This is a genomic window from Chitinophaga chungangae (genome assembly GCF_017742215.1).
Taxonomy (GTDB): Bacteria; Bacteroidota; Bacteroidia; order Chitinophagales; family Chitinophagaceae; genus Chitinophaga; species Chitinophaga chungangae.
Genome location: NZ_JAGHKP010000002.1, coordinates 446,002 through 462,002, shown reverse-complemented (window position 1 = coordinate 462,002; position 16,001 = coordinate 446,002). Strand labels below are relative to the sequence as shown.

Genomic DNA, 16,001 nt, shown 5'->3' with positions numbered 1-16,001 from the left:
TCAAACCAATAAGTATGATTTTCAAACCTTTTCTTTCCTGAGGATTTTAGGGGTGATGCCGGTTATCCGTTTGAAGTAGTTGTTAAAATAGGTAGGATATTCAAATCCGAGGGCATAAGCAATATCCGCCACGCTCCAGTCGGTGTGCTGCAAAAGGGCTTTTGCTTCGGCGGTTATGCGCTCCGCGATATGCACGGACGTGGTTTTGCCGGTAATTTCTTTTACGGAGCGGTTAAGATAGTTTACATGCACGGAGAGCGCCGTGGCAAAGTCCTGCGCGGTTCTTAGCCTGAGAGGCTCGCTGGCGCGCTCAACGGGGAATTGCCTTTCCAGCAGGTCGGCGAACAAATGGGCGATCCTGGCCGCTGCGTTTTTGAATTGCAGTATGTTTTGCGCGGGCTGTATCCTCAATGCCTCGTGAATGATCAGTTCTATGCAGCTTCTGATCAGTTCGCCTTTATAATGATAATCTTCGCTGTGTACGGCCAGCATCTTTTGAAAAATGCCGGTGATAAATGCGGCCTGTTCGTTGTTGAGAGGAATTACGGGCGTGTCGCCGGTATGAAATAACGGGGAGTGTTTTAATATCCCGGTACGTTCCCTGCCTGAAATAAAAGTTTCGGTAAAAATGCAGGCATATCCCTTTATCTTTCCCCGGTGAGCAACAGAATGCGGTACATTGGGATTGATGAAGAAGAGAAAGGTATCGTTTATTTTCGCAATCTGATCGCCATAATAAACGGTCATATCGCCCGTTACCAGTCCCATTTTATAAAAATCCCGCCTGCCGCGCGAACCCGGGGCGCCTATGGATGAGGGCAGTTTGTGCACTTTAAAACCGCTCAGCTTCAGGTCTTCAATATTTAATCCCGGAATGCCGGGTACGGTGTTGACAGACATGGTGTAAAATTAATGAAATCAAACCTTTCTTTCGCGCGGGATTTCTTATTATTTGTATTTAAACGTTTTTATCCCTTCAAGATGATACTCTTTATATTCTTTGTATTCTTTTTTCATCGCTGTAAAAAATTGAAAGGTCACCTTTACTTTTCCGCCGGGTTGAAGATTAAATTTTGCGGTCCGGTTGTCGACGCCGCCCGCAAATTCATTATTTCCTTTATACCATAACGCTTCCCTGATCTGCCCGTTCCATTTCATAAATAACAGGTCGCCATCCGGATAAAATTCAATGACAGAGTTGTCGGAGGCAGTGTCATATTCCAGGGTATGATCACATTGCCAGACTTCGATCAGGCAATTTTTAAACGGAGTTTTTACCATCCTCTTTGAAAACGGTGCCTGACAGGTGAAGGATCTCTCCCGGAAAACCGGGAGGATTGATATTAACTTTCAGCGGAGCTCCGGGCCGGTAAAACGGGCCAAGTAATCAATGGTGGTTGGCGTATCACCAATAAACCCGTTACCATTCCATCGAATATTTTCCAAATATGCCGAACCCTATTGCCAGAACACCGGAATCCTTAACAAATTTTCTTCGTTGCATACCGGGAGGAATTTGTGGTGAAAGGGGAATGAATGGAAAGACCTGGTACTGAAGTTAACGAATTTAACTCCCTGTTGAAAAGCAGTGCGAGAAGCCGGTGGAGTTTCGAATTAAAAAAGCCTTCAGGTCTTTCGACTTGAAGGCTTTTCTAAATTTTTCTGCGGAGGAGAAGGGATTCGAACCCTTGATAGGATTTCTCCTATACACACTTTCCAGGCGTGCCAGTTCAACCACTCCTGCACTCCTCCGTACGGTTGAATTGTCCAATTCAGGGCTGCAAAGATAAGGTTTTGGGTAAAAAATCCAAGAATTTCAGTTTTTTATTTGCCGTTCCAGGCCATATTCATGTATTTCCCGCCTTTTTTCAGTTCGTCCAGCATCTGGTCCAGCCGTTTCCGCCGCGTTTCCTCACGCTTGGCATTGCTGATCCAAAAGATATAATCGTTTTGCTGATATGCCGGCCGTCTTTCATATTTTTCGAACAGCCCATGCCGGGTAAGGGCTTCCGCGATGAAGTCCGGCATCGGATATTTCGGCCGTTTCAGATTACTGAATTCTTTTTTCATACGATTAAAATTAATATTTTACTGGAAACCCAAGATCATGCCATACAACCGCCGTACATTCCTGCAAACCCTTGCCATGGCTGGCGCCGCCATCCCCCTCCGGTCTTTTGCCTTCGCGGCCAACGATTGGGAGATCCACGGTTTCTCCAAACCTTTCCAGTTCAAATGGATGGATTTCGGCATGCTGTGCCAAACCTTCGCCGCGGCGGGGCTTCAGGGGGTAGACTATACCGTCAGGCCCGAAGGGCACGTTACGCCGGAGCGGGTGGCGGAAGACCTTCCCAAAGCAGTAGCCGCCGCGAAAAATGCGGGCATTTCCGCTAAACTGATGACCACCGCCATCCAGGATGCCTCCGACCCCGCCACGGAAGCGGTTCTACGGGCAGCGGCCAAAGAAGGCATCCAATATTACCGCATGGGATGGTATGATTATGAAAAAGGAAAACCTTTGCAGGAAAGCATCCGCAAACGCGCCGGCCAGCTGAAGGCGCTGGGAGAACTCAATAAAAAACTCAACATAAAAGCGGCTTACCAGAACCATTCCGGCCTGAGAATGGGCGCGGCCGTGTGGGACCTTTATGAAATGATCAAAGACGCAGACCCCGCCTGGACGGGCGTGCAGTACGACATCCGCCACGCAACCGTGGAAGGCGCCGCCAGCTGGCCGCTGGGCCTGCAGCTCATCAGCCCGCACATTAATACCATCGTGATCAAAGACGTGCGCTGGAAGCTGGAAAAGGGGAAATACGTACTGGAAAACGTGCCGCTCGGCGAAGGAATGGTGGATTTTAAAGCTTATTTCAAAAAGATAAAAGAACTGGGCCTCAAAGCGCCTATCTCGCTCCATCTGGAATACCCGCTGCTGAACCAGCAGGAAACACTGCTGCCCGATCCTCAAAAACAGCAGATCGTACAGGCGAAACTGAAAAAAGATGTAGATACGCTGAAAGGCTGGCTCGCCGCCATGTGATCAAAGCTCCGGCGCAGTGGGCGTAAGCTCGCCCCGCATCGGCTCCTCTATCAGCCGCTTAATCTCCGCCGGCGGAAGGTCTTGCCCGAGCAGGAACATCAGCTTGGTAGTGGCGGCTTCAAAGGTCATATCATGACCGCTTACCACGCCGATCTTTTGCAATTGCTGGCTGGTTTCATACTTGCCAAGCTCCACGGAACCGCCGTCGCACTGTGTGATGTCTACCATGATGATCCCTTTGTCCGCCGCTTTCTGCAGGCATTCGGTGAACCAGGCCTGCGTGGTGGCGTTGCCGCTGCCGAAAGTTTCGAGCAGCAGGCCGCGCATGCCGGGCGTGTTCACGATCGCTTCCACGGCTTTGCGGGTGATGCCGGGGAATATCTTCAGCACGCCGATGTTGGCGTCCATGTTTTTATGCACTACCAGGCCTTTTTCAGGCGCGGGCAGCATGTAATTGCTTTTGTATTTGATGTCGATGCCGGCTTCGGCAAGGGCGGGGTAGTTCATGGAATAAAACGCTTCGAACTTCTCCGCATTGTACTTCTTGGCGCGATTGCCGCGGAAAAGCATGAAGTCGAAATAAATGCAGACCTCCGGCACCATACAATGACCGTTGCTTTTGGTGGAAGCGATCTCCATGGCCGTGATGATGTTTTCCTTCGCGTCCGTCCTGATCTTGCCGATGGGAAGCTGGCTGCCGGTAAGGATCACGGGCTTGGATAAATTTTCCAGCATGAAACTGAGCGCCGAAGCGGTGAAAGCCATGGTGTCCGACCCGTGAAGGATCACAAACCCGTCATAACGGTCGTAACGGTCTTCAATAATGCCCGCGAGCTCAGACCAGATCTCGGGATGCATGTCGGAGGAATCCATGGGAGGATTAAAGGCATAAACGTAAAAATCGATTCCCATCCGGTAAAGCTCGGGCAGATTGTTCCGGATTTCATTGAAGCCAATGGGCCGTAATGCAGTCGTCTTTTCGTCGTAAATCATCCCTACGGTGCCACCGGTGTAGATGATAAGAATCTTCGTCATTTATCTCAGGTAGAATTGCATGCAAATGTATTCACTTATCGGTTAGAGCATTTTGAATAATTTCCGGGCATTACGTGTCGTAATCTCAGCGACTTGTTCAATTTTTAGATTTTTTACATCGGCGATCCGCTGGGCGATCAGCGGGATGTATGCGCTTTCGTTCCTTTTCCCCCGGTACGGAACCGGCGCCAGGTAAGGCGCATCGGTCTCCAGCACCACGTTTTCCAGGTCAATATCTTCCAGCATCACATCCAGCCCGGCCTTTTTAAAAGTAACCACGCCGCCTATCCCAAGATAAAATCCCAGACCGATGATCTCCTGCGCCTCTTCCCGGGTGCCGGAAAAACAATGAAACACCCCGCTCAGGCTGCCCGGCGCAAACTCCTTCACCACGTCTATACAAGCCCTGGTGGCTTCCCGGCTATGGATAGACACGGGCAGGCCATGCTCCGCGGACAATGCCAGCTGCCGCCTGAAAGCGGTGAACTGCTGCTCCCGGTACTCGGTAGGCCAGTAAAAATCGAGCCCAATCTCGCCCACGCCCCAGAATTTCCGCTTTTCCAGCCATTGTTGTACAATAGCCAGCTGCGCTTCTACGTTTTCTTTCACATAAACCGGGTGGATGCCCATCATGGGCAGGCATTCTTCCGGGTATTGCGTTTCCAGCGCCAGCATGCCGGCAATGGAATCTTCGTCGATATTTGGTAATAACAGCCTGTTCACGCCCTGCCTGATGGCCCGGTCTATCATGGCCGGCCTGTCTGATTCGAATTCATGGGAATATAAATGGGCATGCGTGTCAATCCAGTTCATTACATATTGTTTTTTTCGATTAATTGTTTATCTTTAATTCCTTTTAATTGCAAACGTTGATTTAAATCTATCCGCAAAGGTACAGTCCAAAAAGCCAATACCTATTAAAAACTACTATGCATGAAACACTATTTTAACACGAACAAAGTCCTCTCTGTTACAGCTTTGGCCATTAGTGCGATCACTGTTTTTTTCGCCTGTAAGAAAGACGATAAAATGGGCGCCGACGAGAACCGGGACAAACTGACCATATCCGCCGCAGAAAAAGAAACTCAGATCAATGCCATATACGAAGATGCGTTTACCGAAACGATCGATGTGAACTCTACCGAAAACGGTTTGAATGGACAGACGCGCCAATCCGCTGCCACAGAAGGTTTGAGCCGCTGCGCAGGGGTGATTATCGGGTTCCAGCCCGCCGATTTGATCACTTTCCCGAAAACAATTACGATCGATTACGGCGCGGGCTGCACGGATAACCGTGGGCGTTCCCGCAAAGGAAAGATCATTGTGGTGGTAGATAAAATGTTCTGGCAAACCGGAGCTACCGCGGAAATTACTTTCGAGAATTATTTCATCAACAATATCAGAGTGGAAGGAAAACAAACGGTGACTAACCTTTCTTCCAACGGCGGTTTCGGTTATACCTACGCCATTGAAGGCGGTAAACTCACTTATCCTGATGGAAGCATGATAAATTACAGCGGCACCCGCACGCTTCAGCAAAAAGAAGGCGGTAATACGATGTCTATCCTCGACGATACTTACGAACTGACCGGCCATGCCAAGCTGGAAGACAGCACCAGCAGCGCCAATGTACTGATCAAATCACCGCTGCATAAAAAAATTGCCTGCCAGTGGATCGACAAAGGCGAACTGGCCGTTACCGTAAACGCACACACCGCTTCTATCCAATACGGAGAAGGCACCTGCGACAACAAGGCCCTGCTCACCCTCGGCGACAAAACAAAAGAAATTACCCTGCAGCCCTAATATAGCTGAACAGCCATATCTTTTTGAAGAGCGTCCCGGTTTTCGCCGGGACGTTTTTTATTGGCGTCTTATGATATCGCCTCGCAACGCCAGCCCTGGCGTTTGCAATGCTCAAGCACCCTGGGCAGCGCATAGTTCATCCTGTCCCAGGCCTTTTCACTGTCGTGGAACACGACGATAGAACCTGGCTGCAGCTTGAAGATCACGTTCTGCAGGCATTGTTCGCCGGTAAGCTCCCTGTCGAAATCGGCGCTGAGAATGTCCCACATTATGATCTTGTAATCCTGTTTCAGCTCCTTCACCTGGAAAGGGGAAATACGGCCGTACGGCGGCCTGAAAAGATTGGAACGGACATATCCCGCCGCTTCGCGGATGTTGGCGAGATATTTAGCGGTGGCGGTTTTCCAGCCATTGAGGTGATTATGCGTATGATTGCCCACGGCATGGCCTTCGAGCAGGATCTGCTGGTAAATATCCGGGTGCTCCACCACGTTTTTCCCGATGCAGAAAAAGGTGCCTTTGGCATCGTATTTTTTCAGCGTTTCCAGTACAAAAGGCGTGGCTTTGGGATGCGGCCCGTCGTCGAACGTGAGGTATACCACGGGAACAGCGGGCGAGAAGTTCCAGATGCAGCTTTTGTACAGTGTTTTAAGGAAAGCGGGCGTTTTTGTAAAATAGAACATGTTACCAGGGTTTGAATCATGATTCCCAAGCCCGAAATTATTATTTTTGCGGCGTATGGATCATAAAAAAGTAAGGGTGCGCTTTGCACCCAGCCCCACCGGCGGTTTGCACCTCGGCGGCGTGCGCACGGTGTTGTTCAACTACCTTTTTGCCCGTCATCATCGCGGCGAGTTTGTGTTGAGGATTGAAGATACGGACCAGACCCGGTATGTTCCGGGCGCGGAAGAATATATTATTGAATGCCTCCGCTGGTGCGGACTGGAGGCGGACGAAGGCCCTCATAAAGGCGGCCCTTTCGCCCCGTACCGCCAGAGCGAGCGCAAAGCCCTGTACCGGCAATATGCCGAGCAGCTGGTGCAATCCGGGCATGCTTATTACGCTTTCGATACCCCCGAAGAACTGGAAGCCATGCGCGAAGTGGAAAAAGCACGCGGCAACCATTCCCCGCAATACAACCATTCCATCCGCCGCAGCATGCGCAATTCCCTCACGCTGGAAGCGGAAGAGGTAAAAGCCCTGCTGGAAAAAGGCGCCCCCTATGTGATCCGCATCAATATGCCGGAGAACGGGGAAGTGCAGTTTACGGATATGATCCGCGGCACGGTGAGCTTCCAGACGAACACGGTAGACGATAAAGTACTGCTGAAAGCGGACGGGATGCCTACCTATCACCTCGCTGTGGTAGTAGACGATTACCTGATGAAGATCTCCCACGCTTTCCGCGGCGAAGAATGGCTGCCTTCCGCGCCGGTGCATATCCTGTTGTGGAAATACCTGGGATGGGAAAAGGAAATGCCGCAATGGGCGCACCTTCCGCTGATCCTGAAACCGGACGGCAACGGCAAGCTCAGCAAACGGGACGGCGATCGTTTAGGCTTTCCCGTTTATGCGATGAACTGGACAGACCCCAAGACCAACGAGCTTACCAAAGGGTTCCGCGAGAACGGTTTCCTGCCGGAAGCTTTTGTGAATATGTTGGTGATGCTGGGTTGGAGCAAAGGCACAGATCAGGAGATATTTTCGATGGAAGAATTAATAGAAGCGTTTTCCATTGAGAAAGTCCATAAAGGCGGCGCTAAGTTTGATTATATTAAAGCCAAATGGTTCAATCACCAATATATTCAAAAGACAGACAACGTTCGCCTTGCTGAATTGTTTCAACCTGTGCTGAAGGAAAAAGGCATTGCATTCGATGCCACGTATGTCTCTACCATAGCGGGTTTAGTGAAAGAGCGCTGTCATTTGGTGAACGAGATCTGGGACCATGGGTTTTTCTTTTTCATCCGCCCGGACAAATACGACCTCGACGCCGTAAAACCCAAATGGAACACAGACAAACAAACCTTCTTCGAAGAATGGATCAACGTGTTGAGCGGCCTCGAAGACTTCACTTTCGCACCGATCGAAGACAGCTTTAAACAACTGACCGCGGCGAAGGGCATCAAGCCTGGCGAACTGCAACTGCCGTTCAGGATCATGCTTTGCGGCGGGAAATTCGGCCCTCCTGTGTTTACCATTGCTGAAACATTGGGAAGGGAAGAAACAGTGGAGCGGATGAAACTGGCGCTGGCAGCGTTTGCATAAATATTAACCGCATTTATAGATTTGAGAAGAAGGCCGGTCGGTAAGACCGGCCTTTTTTTTTCCTCAGGCCATTCACGCAACATGATAGTATTTTGCTTTTTGCGAATAAGTGCCCCGGGAAATACTGTGAAATAACCTGGAACCGGCCAGGGTACATATAGGAAAGGTATAGGGAAGACGGAGGTGAGGCGGACCTGACCCGGTATTCAAAAGGGTGAATATCCTATCAGGACTGCTGCCTGCTTCGCAAAAAAAAAGCTCCGGGTATTTCCCGGAGCGTTCTATCAATATAAAAAATTGATCTTATCCTTTCTTGGCCTCTTTCGCCCAGGTATCCTTTAACGTTACCGTACGGTTAAACACCGGCTTGCCGGGCACTGTATCCGTATCCGCACAAAAATACCCCAGGCGCAGGAACTGGAAACGATCGCCGGGCTTCGCATCCAGCAGTACCGGTTCAACGTACGCTTCTTTCACCACTTCCAGGGAATTGGGATTGATAAAAGATTTGAAATCGCCTTCCTCTGCCGCGGGATTTTCCACGGAAAACAGCCGGTCGTACAGGCGCACCTCGGCTTTGGCGGCATGCGCCGCGCTTACCCAGTGGATCGTGCCTTTTACCTTCAGGCCGCTGGTATCGCCGCCACTCAGGCTTTCCGGGATGTATGAGCAATAGATCGTCGTTACATTGCCATCCGCATCTTTCTCGAAGCTGTCGCATTTAATGATGTACGCATATTTCAGCCGTACGGCCAGGCCCGGGCCTAACCGGAAGAATTTCTTGGGAGGCTCTTCCATAAAATCTTCCCGCTCGATATAAAGCGTATTGCTGAACGTCACGGTGCGGGAGCCGGCGGATTCATCTTCGGGGTTGTTTTCCGCGGGCAATTCCGCCGTTTGCCCTTCGGGGTAATTCGTGATCACCAGTTTCACCGGGTCGAGCACGGCCATTACGCGGTTGGCGGTCTTGTTCAGCTCTTCGCGGATGCAGAACTCCAGCAATCCCACGTCTATCAGGTTATCACGTTTCTGCACGCCGATCCTTTCCGCGAAATGACGGATGCTCGACGGCGTATAACCACGGCGGCGGTAACCGCTGATGGTGGGCATGCGCGGATCGTCCCAGCCGGTTACATGGCCTTCGTTCACCAGCTGCAGCAGTTTGCGTTTGCTCATCACGGTGTAGGTCATGTTCAGCCGCGCGAATTCGTATTGGTGCGAAGGGAAAATGTTCAGCTGTTCGATGAACCAGTCGTACAACGGGCGGTGCTGCACAAATTCCAGCGTACAGATGGAATGCGTGATATGCTCGATGCTGTCGCTTTGCCCGTGCGCAAAATCGTACATCGGGTAAATGCTCCAGGCATTGCCGGTGCGGTGGTGATGCGCATGTTTGATGCGGTACATCAGCGGGTCGCGCAGGTGCATGTTGGGAGAGGCCATGTCTACTTTGGCGCGCAGCACTTTGGAACCGTCAGGGTGTTTGCCTTCGCGCATTTCGGTGAACAGGCGGAGGTTTTCCTCCACGCTGCGGTCGCGGAACGGGCTGTTTTTCCCGGGCTCGGTGGGCGTGCCTTTCATGGCTGCTATTTCGGCGGCGCTGGAATCGTCTACATACGCCAGGCCTTTTTGGATCAGTGTTACGGCAAATTGATACAGCTGTTCGAAATAATCGGAGGCATATAGTTCATTGGCCCATTCATAACCGAGCCATTTGATGTCTTCTTTGATGGATTCCACATACTCCGTGTCTTCGGTAACGGGATTGGTATCGTCGAACCGGAGATTGGTTTGCCCGTTGTATTTTTTAGCCAGCCCGAAATTGAGGCAGATGCTTTTGGCATGCCCGATGTGAAGATAGCCGTTAGGCTCGGGCGGGAAGCGGGTGTGCACCCGGCCGCCGTTCACGCCTTTGGCGATGTCCTCTTCCACGATCTGTTCTAAAAAATTCAGTGATCTTTCTTCGCTCATAAAAATTGATAGCTTTTGCCGAACTGCAAATGTAATATAAAGTGATTACACCCCGTAAATCCCCAATTCCCGGAAAATACTACATTTACAATCCAATCAAAGGTTAATATGGTCAACCCGAATCAACGCCCCATCCGCGTGCTGGTAGCTAAAGTAGGTCTCGACGGTCACGACCGCGGGGCCAAAGTGATCGCTTCGGCATTGCGCGACGCGGGGATGGAAGTAATTTACACCGGCCTCCGGCAAACGCCGGAAATGGTGGTGAACGCCGCTATGCAGGAAGACGTGGACGCCATCGGCGTGAGCATCCTCTCCGGGGCTCACATGACCGTTTTCCCGAAAATCATCGCCCTGATGAAGGAAAACGGGATGAACGACGTGCTGCTTACCGGCGGCGGCATTATCCCCGATGCGGATATGCAGGACCTGTACGCCCTCGGGGTGGGCAAACTTTTCCCCCCGGGCACCCATACGCAGGAAATCGCTACCTATATCGCGGACTGGACAAAGGAACACCGGGAATTTTAGCATTTTTTGTAACCTTTTTGAAACCCGGTCGTCTTCAACTCTAGAAACGGCAGCATGAAAAGAATTTCCCGGGCAGAGCGGGGAGTTTTTGAAGGGAATACTGGCGTTACGATTCCATAAAACCGCAAAAGTTGAAATTTATGAACTTTATCCGCTACACTATGCTTATTGCCGGCCTGGCCGCTACCACAGGGCTTAAGGCGCAGCAGAACGACACCCTTGAAACATCCACGGAAGTGAAAAAAAAGGTGTCTTACCACTTTCATATTTACGCACCCCCCAAGCCCCGCCAGGGTTACGTCACAGCCGGCGGTAACGGGCCCCTGCTGTCTTTCGCCAAAGTGACCAACAACGGCGAACATGTGCGCAATGTCCCGCGTTTTACCATGTTCTTTAATGTGGGCACCAATTACAACTACGACTTTTCCAAAAACTTCGGTTTGTTTACCGGGTTGAATATCAAGAACATAGGTCTCATAACCAAGCCCAACGATTCCGTTAAGCTCAAACAAAGAGTGTACACCCTCGGCGTACCCCTCGGCTTCAAAGTAGGCAACCTGCGCGACGGGTTCTTTTTCTTCGCCGGCGGCGAATACGACCTGGCGTTCAATTACAAGGAAAAATATTTCCTGCACGGCGACAAAAAGAGCAAATTCAATGAATGGTTCTCCGACCGCACGGACCTGCTGATGCCCTCCGTTTTTGCCGGGTTCCGCTTCCCGCCCGGGTTTGGCGTGAAAGCGCAATATTACCTGAACGATTTCTTCAACAAAGATTACGCGGAGACCGTAAATGGCGTGAAAACCACGCCCTACAAGGACATCAAGGCAAATATGATATTCGTTACGCTCAGCTACAACTTCGGCGGCAGCTTCAAATGCAAAACGCATGATTACAAGGAAACAAAAACGAAATACCGTAAGGGAACGAAGGTGATCATCGAAAAAAGGACCGAAATAGAAGACAAATAATTCCTCGATAATAACTAAAACAGAGCTAATGGGGCAGCGCTTACGTGCGGCCCCTTTTTCATGTCCGCCATGCCGGATTTTAGGCTTAAATTTAAATGCAGGAAAACAAGCAAAATTTTTTTCTATATGTATAATACATTGAGCACGCAATTGAACGATGGTATCTTCGAGATCACCATCAACCGGCCGGACAAGCTGAACGCCCTCAACCAGGAAGTGATGAAAGAGCTGGCGCTGGCGATAGACGAAGTGTATACGAACGCGGCGGTAGACAGTGCGCTGATCACCGGCAGCGGGCCGAAGGCGTTTATCGCCGGGGCGGATATTTCCGAGTTCCTGTCGCTGTCGCCGGAACAGGGCGGGGAGCTGGCGAAGAAAGGGCATACCATTTTCCAGCGGATAGAAGAATGCCCCAAGCCGATAGTGGCCGCGGTGAACGGTTTTGCCCTCGGCGGCGGCTGCGAGCTGGCCATGGCCTGCCATTTCAGGGTGGCGAGCGACAATGCCAAGTTCGGCCAGCCGGAAGTGAACCTGGGCATCATTCCCGGTTACGGCGGCACGCAGCGGCTGGTGCAACTGATCGGGAAAGGAAAGGCGCTGGAACTGATGATGACTACTGATATGGTAAACGCCGAAGACGCCCGCCAGCTGGGGCTGGTCAACCACGTCACCACACCCGAGGCCCTGCTGGACGTAACCCGCGGGCTGCTTAAAAAGATCCAGAAAAAGGCGCCCCTGGCCGTTGCCCGGGTGATCAAGTGCGTGAACGCGCATTTTAAGCATGAAGAAGACGGGCCGGACGGGTTCGAGACGGAAATTTCGGAATTTGCGGCCTGCTTTGCCACGAAAGACCTGCAGGAAGGGGCGGAAGCCTTTATCCAGAAAAGACAGCCCCAATTTAAAGGGGAATAGGGGAAGGATTTGCCGTTCCTAATCGTATTTTTGTGCTCCAAAATTATAGCATATGGATTTCAGGATAGAGAAAGACACGATGGGAGAGGTGAAAGTGCCGGCCAACGCGTATTACGGCGCACAAACCCAACGCTCCATCGACAACTTCAGGATCGCGCAGGACATTAACAGGATGCCGAAAGAGATCATCCGCGCCTTTGCTTACCTGAAAAAAGCCGCCGCGCTCACCAACTTCGAAGCGGGCGTATTGCCGAAAGAAAAATCAGACCTGATCGGGAAAGTGTGCGACGAGATACTCGAAGGCAAACTGGACGCGGAATTTCCGCTGGTGGTTTGGCAAACCGGCTCCGGCACCCAAAGCAACATGAACGTGAACGAAGTGGTGGCCTACCGCGCGCATGTGATCAACGGCGGGCAGCTGACCGATAAAGACAAAGTGGTGCATCCGAACGACGATGTGAACAAATCACAGTCATCCAACGATACCTTCCCCACCGCTATGCACATTGCGGCTTACAAAATGCTGCTGGAAGTGACCATCCCCGGTATCAAAAAACTGCGCGACACCCTTGCAAAAAAATCAAAGGAATTTATGCACGTGGTGAAGATCGGCCGCACCCATTTTATGGATGCCACGCCGCTCACACTCGGCCAGGAGATCAGCGGCTACGTTTCCCAGCTCGATCACGGCCTGCGTGCGATCAATAACACGCTTGCGCACCTCAGCGAACTGGCCCTGGGCGGCACTGCCGTAGGCACAGGCATCAACACGCCGGAAGGTTACGCGGTGAACGTTGCGAAAAAGATCGCGGAGCTTACCGGCCTGCCTTTTGTGACCGCCGAAAACAAATTCGAATCGCTCGCCGCGCACGACGCCATCGTGGAAGCGCACGGCGCGCTGAAAACCGTAGCCGTTAGCCTGATGAAGATCGCCAACGATATCCGTATGCTCAGTTCAGGCCCGCGCTCCGGCATCGGCGAACTGTTTATCCCGGACAACGAGCCCGGTTCTTCCATCATGCCCGGCAAAGTAAACCCCACCCAATGCGAAGCGCTCACCATGATCGCCGCGCAGGTACTGGGCAACGATGTAGCCATCAACATCGGCGGCGCTACCGGCCACTTCGAGCTGAACGTGTTCAAACCGATGATGATCTACAACTTCCTTCATTCCGCCCGCCTCATCGGCGACGGCTGCGTGAGCTTCAACGACAAATGCGCCGAAGGCATCGCGCCCATCGAGGAAAACATCAAAAAACACGTGGACAATTCCCTGATGCTCGTTACGTCCCTCAACACGAAGATCGGTTATTACAAAGCGGCTGAAATTGCGCAGAAAGCGCACAAAGAAGGCACTACGCTGAAAGAAATGGCCGTGAAACTGGGTTATGTAACGCCCGGGGAATTTGATGCCTGGGTAGTGCCCGCCAACATGGTCGGTAAGATCTGATATTATTCATCATAACATCATAAAAAAAGAGGCTCGTACGAAGCCTCTTTTTTTTTATCGTTCGATTCAGGAAGATCATTTCCAGAAAACCATGATGATCGTGCGGAGGCTCATGGCGATCACCAATACGCCTACCAGGATCATCAGCGGTTTGCGTTTCATCTTTTTCACGAGAATGGCCGCAAAAGGCGATGCGATCACGCCGCCCAGCACCAGGCCGATGATCACCTGCCAGCTGTCTATGCCGTTAAATAAAAGAAAAGTGCCCGCGCTGGACACAGAGATGAAAAACTCCGCCGCATTCACCGAACCGATGGTGTAATTCACCGTACGGCCTTTGCTGAGCAGGGTGGAAGTAACGATGGGGCCCCAACCGCCGCCGCCGATGGCGTCCATAAAACCGCCGAAAAAAGCCAGGGGGCCTAGCCTGCGGGTTTTGCTTTTCGGTTTGTTGCGCTGGAGGGCTTTGCGGAGGATCAAAACGCCGAGGATCATGAGATAAGCGCTCATGAAAGGTTTGATGATGTCGCCGTCTATTTTGTCAGACAAAAGATAAGCGCCTGTAATAGCGCCGATCATGCCTGGGATCAACAGGTGGAGGAACAGTTTTTTGTTGACGTTGCCGAGCTTGAAGTGTGCAATGCCGGAGGCGCCTGTGGTGAACACTTCGGCTACGTGTACGCTGGTGCTGGTCATCGCAGGCGAAACGCCCAGCCCCAGCAACAGCGACGAAGAGGTGGCGCCGTAAGCCATGCCCAGGGCGCCATCTATTACCTGCGCGGTAAGACCCACGCCCATGAAAAACAGCAGTTTGTCTGTAAACACACTGCGGGTGAACTGCACGATGCGGGTCTGCTGATCGAGGGAAATGCCGTAGTTGTAGGTGAACCAGAGGCCGGCAACCACCACCAGCACGGAAATACCGATGGTCACCCAAATCCAGCGCTGCTTTTTATTGTCCTCGTTCACGAGGTCTATCAGCACCTTTTGTGTTTCAACGGTAGCTACGCGTTGCTCGACCTTATCTATCACCTCATTATGCGACATAAATTATAATACTAATATAGTCTACAGGAATTATAGACTAAAAGTATGGCTAATCCCTGGTAAATCCAAATTATTTGCTTCCTCGCTTTAAAAAAATGATGGCGGCGGCCGGATGGGTTTCCCCGCAGGGGTTTTCCGATGCGGGCGGGCGGCAGTGTATGCGGGCACGTTGCAGGGGAAAGTGCCCAAATAAAAAGAGGCGCCGTCACACAGCGCCTCTCCATATCGTAAAGTTTGAAAAATCTACATCACCTTCTGTGTATCGTCGATCGCGGGGGTGCTGCTCACCGGCTGCCCGCCCGCTTCTGTTTTTTTGTGCAAAAACCGCTTCTGGAACAGCAGGATCGTGATCACGCCCACGGAAATGGCCGCATCCGCGATGTTAAACACCGGCCGGAAGAAAATAATGTGCTCCCCGCCCCAGATCGGCACCCAGTTGGGCAAAGTACCGTCGAACAGCGGGAAATACAGCATATCCACCACATTGCCATGCAGGAACGTTCCGTAGCCACCGTCAGCGGGCATGAACTGCGCCAGCTCGTAACGGGTGCTTTCGGAAAAGATCAGGCCGTAGAACATGCTGTCTATCAGGTTGCCCGCAGCGCCCGCCAATATCAGCGCGCCGCATACCAGCAAACCGTTGTGGTATTTTTCCTTCACCAGTTTCCGCATATAAAAGAACCCTATCACCACCGCGATCAAACGGAACAGCGTAAGGGCGATCTTTCCGAATTCTCCGCCGAACTTCAGGCCGTAGGCCATGCCTTCATTTTCAATGAAATGGATGAAAAACCAGTCGGAAATAACAGGGAATTGCTCAGCGATGGTCATGTTGGTCTTGATCCAAAATTTCAAAGCCTGGTCCACGATCAAGATCAGCACTACTATTAAAACAATGTGTCGGTATTTCAAAACTTCAAATTTTCTCAAAAATAATGTATTATTTCAAAGATGGTAATCCGTTACCAGCTTG

At 51.3% G+C, this 16,001-nt stretch carries 16 protein-coding genes and 1 tRNA gene; 7 read left to right on the top strand and 10 right to left on the bottom strand.

Annotated elements, in window-relative coordinates; genetic code table 11:
• Nucleotides 1–21 precede the first annotated feature (21 nt).
• The 4 genes from J7I43_RS09950 to J7I43_RS09935 form a co-directional block, all read right to left on the bottom strand.
• Nucleotides 22–900, bottom strand: a complete 879-nt coding sequence (locus J7I43_RS09950) for a helix-turn-helix domain-containing protein (protein ID WP_209145520.1) — start codon at nt 898–900, stop codon at nt 22–24.
• Between the two features lie 48 nt (nt 901–948).
• A complete protein-coding gene (locus tag J7I43_RS09945) occupies nt 949–1,281 on the bottom strand; it encodes a hypothetical protein (RefSeq protein WP_209145519.1) in 333 nt (110 codons plus the stop codon).
• A 384-nt stretch (nt 1,282–1,665) separates the two neighbouring features.
• A tRNA-Ser gene (locus J7I43_RS09940) sits at nt 1,666–1,752 on the bottom strand.
• Between the two features lie 72 nt (nt 1,753–1,824).
• On the bottom strand, nt 1,825–2,070 hold the full coding sequence (locus J7I43_RS09935) for a YdeI/OmpD-associated family protein (RefSeq protein WP_209145518.1): 246 nt from the start codon (nt 2,068–2,070) through the stop codon (nt 1,825–1,827).
• A 37-nt stretch (nt 2,071–2,107) separates the two neighbouring features.
• Here J7I43_RS09935 and J7I43_RS09930 point away from each other — a divergent pair, with 37 nt between their 5' ends.
• Nucleotides 2,108–3,040 carry a sugar phosphate isomerase/epimerase family protein gene (locus J7I43_RS09930; RefSeq protein ID WP_209145517.1) on the top strand — a complete coding sequence of 311 codons (933 nt, stop codon included), beginning with the start codon at nt 2,108–2,110 and terminating at the stop codon, nt 3,038–3,040.
• On the opposite strand, the gene J7I43_RS09925 is transcribed toward J7I43_RS09930, so the two are convergent.
• Complete coding sequence (locus J7I43_RS09925; protein WP_209145516.1) at nt 3,041–4,075, bottom strand: asparaginase; 1,035 nt, start codon at nt 4,073–4,075, stop codon at nt 3,041–3,043.
• A 42-nt stretch (nt 4,076–4,117) separates the two neighbouring features.
• The gene (locus J7I43_RS09920) at nt 4,118–4,888 is read right to left on the bottom strand and encodes a TatD family hydrolase (RefSeq protein WP_209145515.1); all 771 of its coding nucleotides are present in this window, start codon (nt 4,886–4,888) and stop codon (nt 4,118–4,120) included.
• Nucleotides 4,889–5,008: 120 nt separating this feature from the next.
• On the opposite strand from J7I43_RS09920, the gene J7I43_RS09915 reads away from it, so the two are divergent.
• Entirely contained in the window at nt 5,009–5,881 is an 873-nt protein-coding gene (locus tag J7I43_RS09915) for a hypothetical protein (RefSeq protein WP_209145514.1), read from the top strand.
• A gap of 68 nt (nt 5,882–5,949) precedes the next feature.
• Here the strand turns inward: J7I43_RS09915 and J7I43_RS09910 are convergent, their stop codons facing one another.
• A complete protein-coding gene (locus J7I43_RS09910; RefSeq protein WP_209145513.1) occupies nt 5,950–6,564 on the bottom strand; it encodes a polysaccharide deacetylase family protein in 615 nt (204 codons plus the stop codon).
• Between the two features lie 55 nt (nt 6,565–6,619).
• Between J7I43_RS09910 and gltX the strand changes: the two genes are divergently transcribed.
• Nucleotides 6,620–8,149 (top strand): glutamate--tRNA ligase, encoded by a 1,530-nt coding sequence (gene gltX / locus J7I43_RS09905; protein ID WP_209145512.1) that lies wholly within the window; start codon nt 6,620–6,622, stop codon nt 8,147–8,149.
• A gap of 303 nt (nt 8,150–8,452) precedes the next feature.
• Here gltX and J7I43_RS09900 read toward each other — a convergent pair whose 3' ends face one another.
• Nucleotides 8,453–10,120 (bottom strand): glutamine--tRNA ligase/YqeY domain fusion protein, encoded by a 1,668-nt coding sequence (locus tag J7I43_RS09900; protein WP_209145511.1) that lies wholly within the window; start codon nt 10,118–10,120, stop codon nt 8,453–8,455.
• A 108-nt stretch (nt 10,121–10,228) separates the two neighbouring features.
• On the opposite strand from J7I43_RS09900, the gene J7I43_RS09895 reads away from it, so the two are divergent.
• From J7I43_RS09895 to fumC, 4 genes are all read left to right on the top strand, one after another.
• Complete coding sequence (locus J7I43_RS09895) at nt 10,229–10,648, top strand: cobalamin B12-binding domain-containing protein (protein ID WP_209145510.1); 420 nt, start codon at nt 10,229–10,231, stop codon at nt 10,646–10,648.
• A gap of 140 nt (nt 10,649–10,788) precedes the next feature.
• Nucleotides 10,789–11,619 (top strand): porin family protein, encoded by an 831-nt coding sequence (locus tag J7I43_RS09890; RefSeq protein ID WP_209145509.1) that lies wholly within the window; start codon nt 10,789–10,791, stop codon nt 11,617–11,619.
• Nucleotides 11,620–11,745: 126 nt separating this feature from the next.
• The gene (locus tag J7I43_RS09885; protein WP_209145508.1) at nt 11,746–12,531 is read left to right on the top strand and encodes an enoyl-CoA hydratase/isomerase family protein; all 786 of its coding nucleotides are present in this window, start codon (nt 11,746–11,748) and stop codon (nt 12,529–12,531) included.
• 52 nt (nt 12,532–12,583) lie between these two features.
• Nucleotides 12,584–13,981, top strand: coding sequence for a class II fumarate hydratase (gene fumC / locus J7I43_RS09880; RefSeq protein ID WP_209145507.1), 1,398 nt, complete (start codon nt 12,584–12,586; stop codon nt 13,979–13,981).
• A 75-nt stretch (nt 13,982–14,056) separates the two neighbouring features.
• On the opposite strand, the gene J7I43_RS09875 is transcribed toward fumC, so the two are convergent.
• Nucleotides 14,057–15,028, bottom strand: a complete 972-nt coding sequence (locus J7I43_RS09875) for a sulfite exporter TauE/SafE family protein (protein ID WP_209145506.1) — start codon at nt 15,026–15,028, stop codon at nt 14,057–14,059.
• Nucleotides 15,029–15,271: 243 nt separating this feature from the next.
• Nucleotides 15,272–15,940, bottom strand: coding sequence for a lipoprotein signal peptidase (locus J7I43_RS09870; protein ID WP_209145505.1), 669 nt, complete (start codon nt 15,938–15,940; stop codon nt 15,272–15,274).
• Between the last annotated feature and the right edge of the window lie 61 nt (nt 15,941–16,001).

Coding starts and splice junctions, on each gene's coding strand:
- J7I43_RS09925 (WP_209145516.1), bottom strand. CDS start 4,075: ATGACGAAGATTCTTATCATCTACACCGGTGGCACCGTAGGGATGATT.
- J7I43_RS09875 (WP_209145506.1), bottom strand. CDS start 15,028: ATGTCGCATAATGAGGTGATAGATAAGGTCGAGCAACGCGTAGCTACC.
- J7I43_RS09950 (WP_209145520.1), bottom strand. CDS start 900: ATGTCTGTCAACACCGTACCCGGCATTCCGGGATTAAATATTGAAGAC.
- J7I43_RS09945 (WP_209145519.1), bottom strand. CDS start 1,281: ATGGTAAAAACTCCGTTTAAAAATTGCCTGATCGAAGTCTGGCAATGT.
- J7I43_RS09895 (WP_209145510.1), top strand. CDS start 10,229: ATGGTCAACCCGAATCAACGCCCCATCCGCGTGCTGGTAGCTAAAGTA.
- fumC (WP_209145507.1), top strand. CDS start 12,584: ATGGATTTCAGGATAGAGAAAGACACGATGGGAGAGGTGAAAGTGCCG.
- J7I43_RS09890 (WP_209145509.1), top strand. CDS start 10,789: ATGAACTTTATCCGCTACACTATGCTTATTGCCGGCCTGGCCGCTACC.
- J7I43_RS09930 (WP_209145517.1), top strand. CDS start 2,108: ATGCCATACAACCGCCGTACATTCCTGCAAACCCTTGCCATGGCTGGC.
- J7I43_RS09920 (WP_209145515.1), bottom strand. CDS start 4,888: ATGAACTGGATTGACACGCATGCCCATTTATATTCCCATGAATTCGAA.
- J7I43_RS09935 (WP_209145518.1), bottom strand. CDS start 2,070: ATGAAAAAAGAATTCAGTAATCTGAAACGGCCGAAATATCCGATGCCG.
- J7I43_RS09915 (WP_209145514.1), top strand. CDS start 5,009: ATGAAACACTATTTTAACACGAACAAAGTCCTCTCTGTTACAGCTTTG.
- gltX (WP_209145512.1), top strand. CDS start 6,620: ATGGATCATAAAAAAGTAAGGGTGCGCTTTGCACCCAGCCCCACCGGC.
- J7I43_RS09900 (WP_209145511.1), bottom strand. CDS start 10,120: ATGAGCGAAGAAAGATCACTGAATTTTTTAGAACAGATCGTGGAAGAG.
- J7I43_RS09910 (WP_209145513.1), bottom strand. CDS start 6,564: ATGTTCTATTTTACAAAAACGCCCGCTTTCCTTAAAACACTGTACAAA.
- J7I43_RS09885 (WP_209145508.1), top strand. CDS start 11,746: ATGTATAATACATTGAGCACGCAATTGAACGATGGTATCTTCGAGATC.